The organism is Sphingomonas sp. QA11 (assembly GCF_028473665.1).
GTDB lineage: Bacteria > Pseudomonadota > Alphaproteobacteria > Sphingomonadales > Sphingomonadaceae > Sphingomonas > Sphingomonas phytovorans.
Window position 1 is genome coordinate 190,331 of the sequence record NZ_CP098774.1, and the last position, 13,028, is coordinate 203,358.

Consider the following 13,028-nt stretch of genomic DNA (forward strand, 5'->3'; position numbering starts at 1 on the left):
AAGCGGGAGGGGAGACAGAAGAGAAGAATGAACGACGCACTCACCCCCAAAGCCATCGTCGCTGCGCTCGACGAGCACATCATCGGCCAGCATGACGCGAAGAAGGCGGTCGCTGTCGCGATGCGCAACCGCTGGCGCCGCCAGCAGCTCGGCAGCGACCTGCGCGACGAGGTCACGCCAAAGAACATCCTGATGATCGGCCCGACCGGTTGCGGCAAGACCGAGATCAGCCGGCGACTGGCCAGGCTGGCCGACGCTCCCTTCGTGAAGGTCGAGGCGACCAAGTTCACCGAGGTCGGCTATGTCGGCCGCGACGTTGAGCAGATCGCCCGCGATCTGGTCGAGGAAGCGATCCGGCTGGAAAAGGAACGCCGCCGCGTGGCGGTGAAGGACAAGGCCGAAGAGGCAGCGCTTGCGCGCCTGCTCGACGCCCTGACCGGCAAGAGCGCGAGCGAGGCGACCCGCGAGGCGTTCCGCCAGCGTTTCCGCGAGGGCCATCTCGACCATACCGAGATCGAGATCGAGCTTGAGGCGCATGCCCAGATGCCATTCGAGATTCCCGGCGGCGGCGCGCAGATGATCAATCTCGGCGAGATGATGGGCAAGGCGTTCGGCGGGGGCGGACAGCTCAAGCGCCGCAAGCTGACCGTGCCAGCCGCCTGGGAGAAACTGGTTGAGGAAGAGGCCGACAAGCGCCTCGACCAGGATGAGGTCAGCCGCATCGCGCTTGCCGATGCTGAGGCGAACGGGATCGTCTTCCTCGACGAGATCGACAAGATCGCGGTCTCCGACGTGCGCGGCGGATCGGTCAGCCGCGAAGGCGTGCAGCGCGACCTGCTGCCGCTGATCGAGGGAACCACGGTGGCCACGAAATACGGGCCGATGAAGACCGACCATATCCTCTTCATTGCGTCGGGCGCGTTCCATGTGGCGAAGCCGAGCGACCTGCTGCCCGAGCTTCAGGGCCGCCTGCCGATCCGCGTCGAGCTAAAGGCGCTGACCGAGGATGATTTCGTCGCGATTCTGTCCGACACCAAGGCCTCGCTGACCCAGCAATATGTCGCGCTGATCGGCACCGAGGGCGTGACGGTCGAGTTCACCGCTGACGGCATCCGCGCGGTCGCGAAGATCGCGGCCGAGGTGAATGGCGAGATCGAGAATATCGGCGCTCGCCGCCTGCAGACGGTGATGGAAAAGCTGCTTGAGGAAGTCAGCTTCGACGCAGAGGATCGAGCCGGCCAGACGCTCGTGGTCGACGGCGCCTATGTCGACAAGCAACTCGCCGTGATCGCGCGCAACACCGATCTGTCGCGGTTCGTGCTGTAGTCTGAGCGTCTGTATCGACGGGCAGGTGTGACGCGTCCTACCTGCGCTTCGGTGCGGCGTCGCCTGCTCGATCGCTACTCGGCACGAACGGCTCCCGATTTCCGGTCAGCCCTTCGGCTTCCTGTAGGGCGTGAACCTGCCCAGCCGGCAGATCGGGCCGGGAATCACTGAACCGAGCTCCGCCGCGCGGAACATGTCATCGCGGCACATCTGGGTGCCGTGGGCCTCGATAATCAGGATCGAGGTCGGCCGCAGCGACGGGCATTGTGCCTCAAGGTCGTTGCGCCACACCTGCCGGCCGGATTGGTAGAGCAGGGTGCTGCCATCGATGATCTGCGGTCCGCTGGCAGAATTCCGGTCGATGCAATCCACCGGCGCGCCCGGCGTGCGTCCGGCAAGCGCCTTGTCCAGATCGCGGGTGGCGCCCTGCGTATCGCCGGTCGTCGCGCATCCGGACATCAACACGGCGAGCATGGGCAACAGGGCACGCATGGACAGGTCCTCCGTTCGACGCCGCAGCTTATCATGTCATAGCCTAATCAGCCGCGAAATTCATCCTTGGCCTTGCGCCGTTCGGCGAGCTGCGCCGCGGAGGTCGCCCGGAGGAACGGGTTGGTCGCCAGTTCGTCGGCGATGCTCGTCGGCACGGTCGGCTCGCCACGGGCTCGCACTGCATCGACTGTTGCCATGCGCTTGCTGGTGGCGGCGTTGTCCGGCTCGGCCGCCAGCGCGAAGCGACCGTTGGACTGGGTATATTCGTGCGCGCAATAAACGATCGTCTCGGGCGGCAGGGTGGCGAGGCGCTGCATGTTGGCGAACATCTGCGTGGCATCGCCTTCAAACAGCCGGCCGCAGCCCATCGCGAACAGCGTGTCGCCGGTGAAGACCACCGCGTCGCCGGGCAGGTGGAAAACGATATGCCCGGCGGTGTGGCCAGGCGTCTCACATACCGTCGCGACATGATCGCCAAGGCGGACGGTATCGCCTTCCGACAGTTCGACATCGAGCGTCGGGATACGCGCCGCCTCGGCCGCCGGACCTGAGACGACCGCGCCGGTCGCTTCCTTGATCGCCGCGTTGCCGCCGGTATGGTCGGGGTGCCAATGGGTGTTCCAGATCTGTCCGATCTTCCAGCCGCGCCTGTCGGCCTCGGCCAGCACCGGCGCTGCTTCGGCCGGGTCGACCACCATCGTCTCGTCCGACACGGGATCATGGACCAGCCAGATATAATTGTCGCTGAGTGCCGGGATTCGGACGATCTGGAGGTCGGTCATCAAAGGCTCCCGGAAGAGAGGGCGGCGTTGCCCAGGCGGTCGGTCAACGCGGCGGCGGAGTCGGCACTGGCGAGCGCCACGCCCTGGCCGCTCCACAAGGGCGAATAGTCCCCGCGCCCCTCGCTTTCAGCATGCGCGCGGAGCGGCGCCAGCGCGGCGCTGGCATAGGGAAAGGGCGGGGCGGTGTCGTTCACCGCGCCGAGTGTATCGGTCGCCCGGTTGCGCAGGCCGCGTGCGAGGCCCCCGCTGAACAGGTTGGTGAAGACGCTGTCGTCGGCCGTCGCTGTCTCCATCCGGTGGCGCAGCGCAGCGCTTGGCCTGGCCTCGGGTGTACGGAGATAGGCGGTGCCGACCTGCACGGCCGCGGCGCCGAGCGCCATTGCCGCGGCCACGCCACGCGCATCGGCGATGCCGCCGGCCGCGATCACCGGCACATGGACAGCGTCGACGATCTGCGGGACGAGGGCGATCAGCCCGACCGGCCTATGGCCCGCCAGGAAATAGCCAGCATGGCCGCCTGCCTCGAACCCCTGGGCGATCACGGCGTCGCAGCCGCGTTCGGCCAACCAGCGCGCCTCGGCGACATTGGTTGCGCAGCCGAAGACAAGCGCGCCGGTTGCCTTGACCCGCACGAGCAGATCCTCGTCAGGCAAGCCGAAATGAAAGCTGACGACCTCGGGCCGGACCGCTTCCACCACATCGCCCATTGCCGCGTCGAATGGACGGCGGAGCGGCGGGGCGTCGGTCGGCGCGGCAACGCCTTCATCGGCATAGAAGGGTGACAGTGTCGTGCGCCATGCCGTCTCGTCGGGCGCGGGACCAAGCTTGTGGCAGAAGAAGTTGAGGTTGAGCGGACCTTTCACGGCGGCGCGCACCGCCGCCACCTGCGTGACCACGACCCCCGCGTCGAGGACCGCACAAGGCAGCGAGCCGACGGCGCCTGCGCCCATCGCGGCGATGGCCAGATCCGTTCCGGCGAAATTGGCCATCGGCGCCTGTACCAAGGGCAGGCGCGCGCCGGTCATCGCCAGAAAGGCGCGGGTTGCCGCGCCCATCTTACCAGACGCCCGTGTTCGGCATCGATGCCCAGGGTTCGGCCGGTGGGAGGTGCCCGTCCTGCAGCAGCTCGATCGAGATATTGTCGGGGGTGCGCACGAACGCCATGTGGCCGTCGCGCGGGGGGCGGTTGATCGTCACGCCGGCATCCATCAGCCGCTGGCAGGTCTCGTAGATATTGTCGACGCGGTAAGCCAGGTGCCCGAAATTGCGGCCGCCCGAATAGTCCTCCGGGTCCCAATTATGGGTCAGCTCGACCTCGGCGATGCCTTCTTCGCCGGGGGCGGCAAGGAAAATCAGGGTGAAACGGCCCTGCTGGCTCTCCATCCGCCGCACTTCCTTCAGCCCGAGCAGGGTGAAGAAACGGATCGTCGCGTCAGGGTCGGTGACACGGATCATGGTGTGCAGATATTTCATCGGCGGGGCTCCTTGCTTGCGCGCGAGATAGGCGCGCGCGGCCAGGCTTGCCAGTGCCGAAGAGTGCAATTCCCCTCTTCCGCTGAGAGGGGAAGAAGGCTCAGGGCTTCGCCGGAACCGGCGGCGCTGCCGCCGCGGGCGTGGCGGCCGGCGCGTCGAACTGCTTCAGCGCGTTGCGGGCATTGCGGGCCGGCTCGCTCTCCGGCCTCTGCCTCACCGCCATATTCCATGCGGCCTTGGCACCGGCCTCGTCGCCAGCAGCGGCCGCGATGTTGCCGGCTTCGAGCTGGACCGAAGGATCGTCGCCGGCAAGCTTGATCGCCTCGGCAATGTCCTTCTTCGCGCGTGGCAGGTCGTTCGTGCGCCGCGCCAGCGTGGCCGACAACAGCCAGGCGAGCGGATCGGCCGCGGCGTCGACAAGGGCCCGGTCGAGATCGGGACGCGCGCTGGCCAGGTCGCCGCCCGCGACGAAGGCGCGGGCACGATCGAGGTTCGCCTCGCCACGCTGCATGCCCTCGAGCGTGCCCGCGGCCAGCGCTGCATTGAGCGCGCCGCGCGCCTTCATCGCCTCGCCGCCTGCCAGCCAGGCATTACCGGCCTGCGCCCAATAATTCGCCGCGCGCTTGTCCCGCGCGATCTCCCCGCCGCGCGCCGCCGCCTCGAACTCTGCCGCCGCAGCGGTCCAGCGGCCCTGGTTGGCGTAGGAGATGCCGAGGCATTGATGCGACAGGAAACCGCCGCCGTCGCGCTGCCAGCGTCCAGCCTCGTCTTCAGCGGCGTGCGGATCGTTTTCGGCGAGACCCACGCAGCGGTCGAAGCGTTGCTCCACCGGGTCCGGCGGGCCGGCGACCGGGGCGGCTTGAGCGGCGAGCAGCAACAGGGGCAGGATCATAGGCGTTGGATCACATCCTCGACCGCCCGGATGAGCAGCGCGATATCGGCATCGCGCGACAGGCGGTGGTCGCCGTCCTTGACGAGCAGAGTCTGCACATCGGCTGAACGCAGCAGTTCGGCAAGCCGGACGGTGCGATGCCACGGCACGTCGAGATCGGCCTGGCCCTGCAGCAGCCGCACCGGGCCATTGAAGGCAATCTCCCCCGACATCAGCCGATTCGCCTCGCCCGATTGCCAGAAGCGTGACGTATAGACGGTCGGCTGGTCGGCATAGATCGACGGCCGTTCGATCCGACCATTCTGCAGCAGCGCCAGCTTCTCGTCGGTCGTGAAGCCCCAGTCGGTGAAATCGGGAGCCGGCGCGATGCCGACCAGCCCCGCCACCCGATCAGGCCGGTCGCGCGCGACGAGCAGCATGAGCCAGCCGCCCATCGACGATCCGACCAGGACGACGGGCCCGGCAACTGTCCGGTCGACCATTTCGAGCACGTCGTCGCGCCAGCCGGCCAGCGTCTGCTCCTCGAACGCACCCTCGCTCTGCCCGCATCCGGCATAGTCGAACCGCAGGAATGAGCGCCCGGTCGCCTTCGCCCATGCCTCGAGCGCGGTGGCCTTGCTGCCCGTCATGTCGGAGGCATAGCCGGGCAGGAACATGACCGTCGGGCCGGTACCCTCGGTGAGGTGATAGGCGAGGGCGGGGCGGGTGGGCACGGGGTCAGTCATGGGCGGCCCATTACATCACCCCTCCCGTTTCGGGGAGGGGCTTGAGCGATCAGAAGCTGAAGAGCTTGTTATTGTTGTCGAGCCACTCCAGCGCTTGTTCCACAGGTGATCGACAGGCCAAGGCGAGCGACACCAGCAAGCGTGCGCCACAGAATAGGACCAGCCGAACGCGAAGGCCTGCGCAGTCGATCCGAATATCGAGCGAACGCTGCGGTCATTTGATGTCAAAGACCGGAAAGCTGAAACCTGTCATTATCGGGTGTGTCTTTTAGCGCTCGCGTGCCTGGGTATCGGGGATATGTCGGAGCGCATATGGGAGATCGAGATGGACGATCGAGCAGCACGCTCGGCGCTGAAGCGCCATTGGGATGCGTCGGACGCCAGCGATTTCGAGGCCGAGCACGAAATCTACCACGAGGATGCCGTCCTCGATTATCCGCAGTCGGGCGAGCGAATTCGCGGACGACGCAACATTCAGGAGAGTCGATGCGCCCAGCCAAACAAGAAGCGCTTCGCGGTGCGACGAATAGTGGGCAGCGGCGATCTCTGGGTAACGGAGTTCGTCCTGACATATGACGGCAAGCCCTCATATGTCGTGAGCATCATGGAGTTCCGCGAAAGACTGGTAGCGCATGAGACTCAGTATTTCGCCGATCGATTTGAACCGGGGCCAACGCGCGCGCACCTCGTCGAGCAACTTCCCTGACCTTGGTAAAATTGAAGCTGCGGGCAGCTCCCGGCGATGAGTCTAACCGCCGTCGCCGCCCGGGCAGAGCGATCGGGTTGCCTTGGCGGTTCTATTTCGCATCTGTGAAGGCCGTGAGCGCGGCGGGCGCGAGGCGCCAGTGGCAGCGCCGGTTGACCTCGCGCGATCCGGCGGTTCATCTCGCGCGATGATCGAGACACCCAACCTGATTCTACGCCCGCACCGGCTTGAGGATTTCGAGCCGTGGTTCGCCATGTATGGCGACGAAGAGCTGTTTCGCTTCATTGGCGCGCCGAAGCCGTCGCGAGAGGACGCGTGGAACCGGCTGCTGCGCTATGCTGGCCATTGGTCGCTGCTCGGCTATGGCCTGTTCGCGGTGTTCGACCGGACGACCGGCGCGTTCCTGGGCGAGGTGGGACTGGCTGATTTCCATCGCGGGCTCGGTGACCAGTTCGATCCCTTCCCCGAAGGCGCCTGGATCATGGCGCGCGCGACGCACGGACGCGGGCTTGCGCTCGATGCGGTGACGGCGGCGCATGAATGGATCGACCGGGTCCGCGCACCCGCCCGCACCGTGTGCATCATCAATCCGGAAAATGCAGCCTCGCTGCGGCTGGCCAGCAAGCTCGGTTACCACGAGTTCGACCGCGCTTCCTACAAGGACAGGGTCTGCGTGATGCTGGCGCGCACCGCATCGGCGCCGTGCTGATCGAGACGGCGCGCCTGACGATCCGTCCCTGGCTGCCGCGCGACCTGCCCGGCTGGGCCGCGATCAACGCCGATCCGGAGGTACGGCAATTCTATTATCCGGCACTGCTGACGCGGGAGGAATCGGACGCTGAAATCGACCAGTGCCTGAAGCACCTGCACGATCATGGATTCGCCTTTCTCGCGATCGAGCGGCGTGACGATAAGGCGCTCGTCGGCGGTGCGGGTCTTTCCTGGGCTGATGGCTTCCCCGGTGGCCCCGCTGTCGAGGTCGGGTGGATTTTGGCACGCCGATTCTGGCGGCGGGGCTATGCCCGGGAAGCGAGTCAGGCATGGCTCGCGCACGCCTGGTCCATCGGGCTGGAGCGTGTGGTGGGCTATACCTCGACGATCAACCACCCGTCGCGCGCGCTCATGGAGGCGCTTGGCATGTCGCGGAACGCGGCGGATGATTTCGCCGATCCCACCGTGCCGCCAGGCGATCCGCTTTCTCCTCATGTGCTCTATCAGATCGACAGGCCGTCCTGAGACCGGACTGGCATCCGAGCCGCGCGGCATGCGGCAAAGGTCAGTAGAGATTGTCCTTATAGTCCTTCTCTAGCCCCTTCTTCAGCAGGCCGGCGACCCCGGGGACCGCCAGGGCGGCGACCGCCAGCCTCGCGCCGAGGCCGGCGTCGCGGTTGAGCTTGATATGGTCGAGGAACAGGGCCGCCGGATCGATCGCGGGGGGCTCGGCCGGGGCCGGCCACAGGCATGCTCGTGCCAGCACCGCGCTTGGGCGAAGATCGACCGTCATGTCGGATACGCCGATCGCGAGGAGCGGCGTCTTGCCCTGTACCGCGAACCGCGCGCGCGCCGCCGGATCGGTCGTCAGCGTCGCCTTACCGCGGACGGTGGCGACCATCGGCGATCCGGGGACGATCAACGCCAGCGCGACCCCGGGCTGGGCGACGATGTTGCGGAAGCTGTCGACCCGCCGGTTGCCCGGCCGGTCGGCGAACCAGAGCATGTCCTGATCGAGCTGCGCCATGCAGTTGGCCGGGTCGCCCTTCGGGCTCAGATCGGCATGTCGCTCGGCACTGATCGTTGCCAGCGCCATGAACCGGCTGGCAGCGATGAAGGCGGGGGCGTCCGGCGCGATGTCGACAGGGGCCGCCGACCAGAAATCGGACCGGATCAGCGCCTTGGCGCAGTGGCCATAGCATTCCTCGACGTCGATACGGACGTCGTCAGCTCCGACCGCCGCCACCCTGCCGTTGACGCGCAACGTCTCGCGGATGCCGGGAATGAGGAACAGCGCGCCGAACGGCGCACCGGCGTGCAATCCGGCCGCGTCATCGACAAAGCATAGCGGCACGCGCAGTTCGGCGGCGCTGCCGCTTGCGAACCCCGGGGCGCCGCCCGCCAGCGTGATGCCAACGGCTGAACGGTCGCCGAACCCGGCGAACATCAGCGGCGATGCGGCGATCCAGCGAAGCGCGCCATGGTCGAGATGGTCGATGACCTTCAGGTCCATCGTCGGCGGGGTCTTGCCGATGACATCCTCAAGCGTGGCGATGCTGTCGATGGTCGTTCCGCTCATGCCGTCCTCCGATCTCCCGCCAGGGCGCGCCAGCCGAGCGCGGCGGTCGTCAGCAACAGGCATGCATCGACCGCCCAGGCGACGGGATCGCTGCCGGGAAGCAGCACCGCATGGAGGATCGCGGCGAGCGCGGCGGCGATCCCGGCGATGAGCGCCAGTGCCTTCGCCAGCGGGCGGACAGCCGTCAATGCCGATGCGGCGAGCGCCAGCAGGGTGACGACGCACCAGACCCAGACCAAAGCTGTCACGCCGGGGTGGAGCGCGATGGCGGCCAGCGCCGCCACGGCGAGGGCCGCGGGCTGGCCCCAGATCACGCTCGTCCACACGCGTTCCCAGCCGGGCGCCGGGCGGCCCTTGTCGCGACGGCGCGCGAGCCAGATGGTGACGCCGCTCGCCGCCAGATAGGTGAGGCCGAGGCCAAGCAGCGCATAGCCGATCTTGACGATCCCGCCGCCGAACCAGCCGAAGTGAAGCGTCCCGATCGATGCCAGGATCTGCTCGCCCAGATTGTTCGCGGCCGCATGCTTGGCATGATAGAGCGTGCCGTCGCGGCGAAAGGCATAGGCATCGGTCTTCGACAGGTGCCCGCCGCCCCGGTCGACGTTGAACAGCGCGGCGCTGCCCCGTTCGGTCGGGTGCTCGATCAGGATCAGGTCGGTGCGCCCGCCCGGTGCCAGGCGCGAGACCTGGGCGAACATCGGCTGAAGGTCGATCACCGGGGCAGGGCGGGCATCTTCTTTCGGCTCGGCGGGGATGAACAGGGCATAGACCTTGCCGACATCGCCCTGGAACAGCGCCATGCCAAGCACCCCGACGATCAGCGTGGTGAGGCCGAGCACCGCGCCGGTCAGCGACACGGTGACATGGAAGGGGAGTGCCCAGACGCCGAGCCGGTTGTGCAGGTCGGCCTCCTGCAATCGTTTCGATCCACCCAGCCGAAGGTGGAACGCGTCGCGGAAGATGCGCGGATGCGCGAGCAGGCCGGAGATGAGCGAGGAGAGAAGCGCCACGCCGGTCAGTCCGACGAGGAAGATTCCCCAGGTCTTTGGCAGATGCAGGTTGATGTGGAGACGAGTCAGGAACTCGGTCCAGGGTGTCTTGCCTTCCGCCACCAGGCGCCCCTCGGCATCGGCGATCCAGGCCTGGGTGCCCCTGGCCGTATCGATGCTGACGAGCAATCGCGGCAGGTCCGGGCCGGGCATCTGGATATAGCCATGTTCGATGGCTGGTCCGGCGCGGCCCACCGCCGCGGTCAGCGCTGCCTGCACTGCTGCGGGCGAGGCTGAATCGATGCGCGGCGTGCCGGCATGCTCCCAGCGTTCGAATTCGTGCGCGAACACGGCGATGCTGCCGGTCAGGCAGACGAGATAGATGACTGCCGCGAAGGCGAGGCCAAGCGCGCTGTGCCCCTTCAGCACCGCACGTACGAAATCCGCCGGTACCTTGGGCCAGATCGGCTTGCGGGTGCCGGCCGGGGTAGTTCGCGTGTCGGTCATGCGAACCCCTTCAGGATCGACGCGCCGAAGCCGAACAGGGCGGTTCCGACCAGCACGGCGGTCGCCCGGAGGATGCGATTGTCAGCCAGTGTCCACGCCATCGCGCCGCCCCAGACGACGGGGACGAGGAGCCCGCCGATCAGCAGCCGGGTCTGCGGCGCGCCGGGTACCCAGACGGCATAGCAGATGCCCACCGCCAGCGCGGCCACCATCCCGATCGGGCCAGCAAGCAACCAGCGCAGCAAACCGCGCCAACGGGTCGAGGGGCGTTCGAGCGGCTCGGGCGCCAGGCTGTCGGACGCGGCGCGCCCGGCCCTTGCCGCGCGGACCGTGGCCCGGCTGGCGATCAGCGCCAGGACCGCGACTGAGGTGAGGGTGACCGCGATGAACGGCCCCCGCACTGGCCCGAGCAGCCATGCCGGCCATGCCATGGTGGCGAGGATGGCCGCCCATCCGCCCCAGAGATAGGGGCGGCGGGCCTCGATCCTCACCTGCCACGCGCGGCGCAACAGCCAGCCGCCGACCGCCGCGCCGGCGACGATCGGCGTGCCGGCGACGAGCGGATCGATCACCATTTGGTCTCGAGCGCGACGCCAACGACGCGCGGATTGCCCAGCACGGCGCGCGGCAGGTTCGCGACGCCATATTGGATGTAGCCCTTGTCGAAGATGTTGCTGGCGAAGACCGACAGGTTCCAGTGCTTGATCTCATAGCCGATCCGGCCATTGACCAGCGTGCGGCCGTCGATTCGAGTCCTGGATTGCGGCACGCTCGCCTCGGAGAAGACGGCGCTGCGATAGTTCGCGTTGAGGTTGGCGCTGAAACCGCCGCCGAAGCGCAGATTCGCGCCGCCCGACATTGTCCAGTGCGGGGCGTAGGCGAATTCAAGGCCCGACAGGTCGGTGAAGCTGCCGACATTGACGGTGAAGCTGTCGAACTTGGTGCGGGTATGGCCGGCGGACGCATACCAGTCGAAAGCCGGGCTGACCCGGTGCGCGGCTTCAAGCTCGAACCCGTAGAGGTGGGACTTGCCTGCATTGACCGTGTGGTAGTCATACAGGTTCAGGCCGAAATTGACCAACGTCTGCTGGTCCTTCCAGTCGACGGAGAAGGCATTGGCGTTGATCGTCAGCGCGCCGTTGAGCCAGGCCGAGCGCAGCGACAGCTCATAGTTCCAGGTGAATTCGGGGTTGTAGGCGAAGGTCCGCGAGCGTGCGGTGTTGGTGCTCGACCCGCCGGAGCGATAGCCGCGCTGCACGGTGAAGGCGGTCTTGATGTCGGGGGTCCAGGCCATTTCCACACCCAGCTTCGGCAGGAAGGCGTCGAACGTCCGGCGGGTCAGCGGCACCGATCCGCTCGCCTGGGCCACGATCTGCGCGACCCCTGCGTTGATGCCGGTAATGGCGAGATATAATGGGGAGCCGGCCGGGCCATAATTGGCGGGGTTCGGATAGACGCCCGCAAAGGTCGTTACCTGGTCGAGCGCGATCTGGTTCTTCTCATGATCGTAGCGGAAGCCGGCGACGATCGAGAGCTGGTCAGTGAGCTTGAAGCGGCCGTCGCCGAACAATGCCATCGTCTCTACCCTGGACGGCGAATAGGAGGCATAGTTCACTGGAATCTCCGGCAGCGCCGTCGCGTAGAGGCCGGCGATTGCGTTGGCGGTCGCCGGATCCAGCCCGTTGCCCTGCAGCAGCGCGGCGATGGTCGAGACTGGGGTCGGCACGCCGACACGGCTGGTCGAGCTGATGCGCTGGTTGCGGTTGTAGTAGAAGGCGCCGATCAGGCCGCTCAGCCGGTCGCTTTCGTAGTTCAGGCGCACTTCCTGCGAGAAGGTCCTGAAGCGGTTGCTCTGCTCGAACCCGCCTTCATGCGCGGCCGACATGTCGTTGTCGTAGCGATTGCGTTCGGAAACCTTGTTGTACGAGGAGACGCTGGTCAGCGAAAAGCCGCCGCCGATCTTGTAGCCGAGCTCAAGCGTCGCGATGTCGGTCTTCGAATCGCTGTCGTTCGGCAGGTCGGACGTGTTGATCCGGTTGTGATAGAAATCGGGCGTGCTGGTATCGGTATAACTGAACGCATAACCGCCATAGCGCTTGTAGTGCGTATAGCCGAGCCGCGCCTCCAAGCCGGGCAGCGCAGCGGGCGTCCACAGCAGCTTGCCCCGTATGGTGGTCGAATCGAGCGGATTCTCGTTGGTCTTGCGCGTCGGATTGTAAGTGAAACCGTCGGCATCGCGCTTTTCGGCGGAGACGCGGAACGCAAGCTCGCCCGGAATGATCGGGCCGCCGCCCGCGATCGCGAACTGCGATTCATTGGCGTCGCTGTACATCGCCCGTCCGCGGACTTCCCAGTCCATCGTCGGGTCGGCGGTGCGCACGATGACGGCGCCGGCAAGCGCGTTGAGCCCCTGCAACGTCGATTGCGGGCCGCGCAGGATCTCGACCTGGGCGACGTCCCACAAGTCGGTCGGGGCGGCCTGCAACAGCGACGCGGGCAGGGCTGCCCCGTCGACATAGACGGTCGCCAGCGCCGCATCGCCGCCACCCGTGACGCCGCGATTGGCGACGCCGCGGATGGTGAAACCGGATGCACCATAGGTCTCGGTGACGTTGGCGGTGCGCTGGTAGATTTCCTGAAGGCTCAGGATATTCTCCTGCTGCACCCGGCGCGGCGTCGTCACCGCGACGCTGGTGGTCGTATCCTGAAGCGAGCGATGGGCCTTTTCGCCGATAACGATGATATCGTCGCTGCCCGGCTCACCGATCTCCTGCGCCGTCGCATATCCGCTTGAACACAAGGCCCAGACACTCGCCGCCGTTAGTAGAGCTCCGCGCATTCTTGTT

At 66.8% G+C, this 13,028-nt stretch carries 14 protein-coding genes; 4 read left to right on the forward strand and 10 right to left on the reverse strand.

All coding sequences use genetic code 11. The annotated features are described in order from the left end of the window. The first annotated feature begins 27 nt into the window (after nucleotides 1-27). Nucleotides 28-1,326, forward strand: a complete 1,299-nt coding sequence (hslU, locus tag NDN01_RS00980; protein ID WP_272625277.1) for an ATP-dependent protease ATPase subunit HslU — start codon at nucleotides 28-30, stop codon at nucleotides 1,324-1,326. Nucleotides 1,327-1,431: 105 nt separating this feature from the next. Here the strand turns inward: hslU and NDN01_RS00985 are convergent, their stop codons facing one another. The 6 genes from NDN01_RS00985 to NDN01_RS01010 form a co-directional block, all read right to left on the reverse strand. Next, a complete protein-coding gene (locus NDN01_RS00985; RefSeq protein WP_272625278.1) occupies nucleotides 1,432-1,818 on the reverse strand; it encodes a hypothetical protein in 387 nt (128 codons plus the stop codon). Between the two features lie 47 nt (nucleotides 1,819-1,865). After that, entirely contained in the window at nucleotides 1,866-2,600 is a 735-nt protein-coding gene (gene gloB, locus NDN01_RS00990) for a hydroxyacylglutathione hydrolase (RefSeq protein ID WP_272625279.1), read from the reverse strand. Further along, on the reverse strand, nucleotides 2,600-3,655 hold the full coding sequence (locus NDN01_RS00995; protein ID WP_272625280.1) for an NAD(P)H-dependent flavin oxidoreductase: 1,056 nt from the start codon (nucleotides 3,653-3,655) through the stop codon (nucleotides 2,600-2,602). Before NDN01_RS00995 ends, gloB begins: the two co-directional genes overlap by 1 nt. A 1-nt stretch (nucleotide 3,656) precedes the next feature. Further along, nucleotides 3,657-4,073 (reverse strand): VOC family protein, encoded by a 417-nt coding sequence (locus NDN01_RS01000; protein ID WP_272625281.1) that lies wholly within the window; start codon nucleotides 4,071-4,073, stop codon nucleotides 3,657-3,659. 100 nt (nucleotides 4,074-4,173) lie between these two features. Then, complete coding sequence (locus NDN01_RS01005; RefSeq protein ID WP_272625282.1) at nucleotides 4,174-4,965, reverse strand: tetratricopeptide repeat protein; 792 nt, start codon at nucleotides 4,963-4,965, stop codon at nucleotides 4,174-4,176. Next, nucleotides 4,962-5,690, reverse strand: a complete 729-nt coding sequence (locus NDN01_RS01010; RefSeq protein ID WP_272625283.1) for an alpha/beta hydrolase — start codon at nucleotides 5,688-5,690, stop codon at nucleotides 4,962-4,964. The genes NDN01_RS01005 and NDN01_RS01010 overlap by 4 nt, the downstream gene beginning before the upstream one ends. A gap of 325 nt (nucleotides 5,691-6,015) precedes the next feature. On the opposite strand from NDN01_RS01010, the gene NDN01_RS01015 reads away from it, so the two are divergent. From NDN01_RS01015 to NDN01_RS01025, 3 genes are all read left to right on the forward strand, one after another. Continuing rightward, a complete protein-coding gene (locus tag NDN01_RS01015) occupies nucleotides 6,016-6,396 on the forward strand; it encodes a nuclear transport factor 2 family protein (RefSeq protein WP_272625284.1) in 381 nt (126 codons plus the stop codon). A 187-nt stretch (nucleotides 6,397-6,583) separates the two neighbouring features. Further along, nucleotides 6,584-7,105, forward strand: a complete 522-nt coding sequence (locus NDN01_RS01020) for a GNAT family N-acetyltransferase (protein WP_272625285.1) — start codon at nucleotides 6,584-6,586, stop codon at nucleotides 7,103-7,105. Then, nucleotides 7,099-7,632 (forward strand): GNAT family N-acetyltransferase, encoded by a 534-nt coding sequence (locus NDN01_RS01025; RefSeq protein ID WP_272625286.1) that lies wholly within the window; start codon nucleotides 7,099-7,101, stop codon nucleotides 7,630-7,632. Before NDN01_RS01020 ends, NDN01_RS01025 begins: the two co-directional genes overlap by 7 nt. Nucleotides 7,633-7,672: 40 nt before the next feature. On the opposite strand, the gene NDN01_RS01030 is transcribed toward NDN01_RS01025, so the two are convergent. From NDN01_RS01030 to NDN01_RS01045, 4 genes are read right to left on the reverse strand one after another with little or no spacing between them, the layout of a single operon-like run. Then, nucleotides 7,673-8,686 (reverse strand): pyridoxamine 5'-phosphate oxidase family protein, encoded by a 1,014-nt coding sequence (locus NDN01_RS01030; RefSeq protein WP_272625287.1) that lies wholly within the window; start codon nucleotides 8,684-8,686, stop codon nucleotides 7,673-7,675. Then, complete coding sequence (locus NDN01_RS01035; protein WP_272625288.1) at nucleotides 8,683-10,182, reverse strand: PepSY-associated TM helix domain-containing protein; 1,500 nt, start codon at nucleotides 10,180-10,182, stop codon at nucleotides 8,683-8,685. The genes NDN01_RS01030 and NDN01_RS01035 overlap by 4 nt, the downstream gene beginning before the upstream one ends. After that, complete coding sequence (locus NDN01_RS01040; RefSeq protein ID WP_272625289.1) at nucleotides 10,179-10,757, reverse strand: hypothetical protein; 579 nt, start codon at nucleotides 10,755-10,757, stop codon at nucleotides 10,179-10,181. The genes NDN01_RS01035 and NDN01_RS01040 overlap by 4 nt, the downstream gene beginning before the upstream one ends. Continuing rightward, nucleotides 10,751-13,021, reverse strand: coding sequence for a TonB-dependent receptor (locus NDN01_RS01045; protein ID WP_272625290.1), 2,271 nt, complete (start codon nucleotides 13,019-13,021; stop codon nucleotides 10,751-10,753). The genes NDN01_RS01040 and NDN01_RS01045 overlap by 7 nt, the downstream gene beginning before the upstream one ends. Nucleotides 13,022-13,028: the final 7 nt, after the last annotated feature.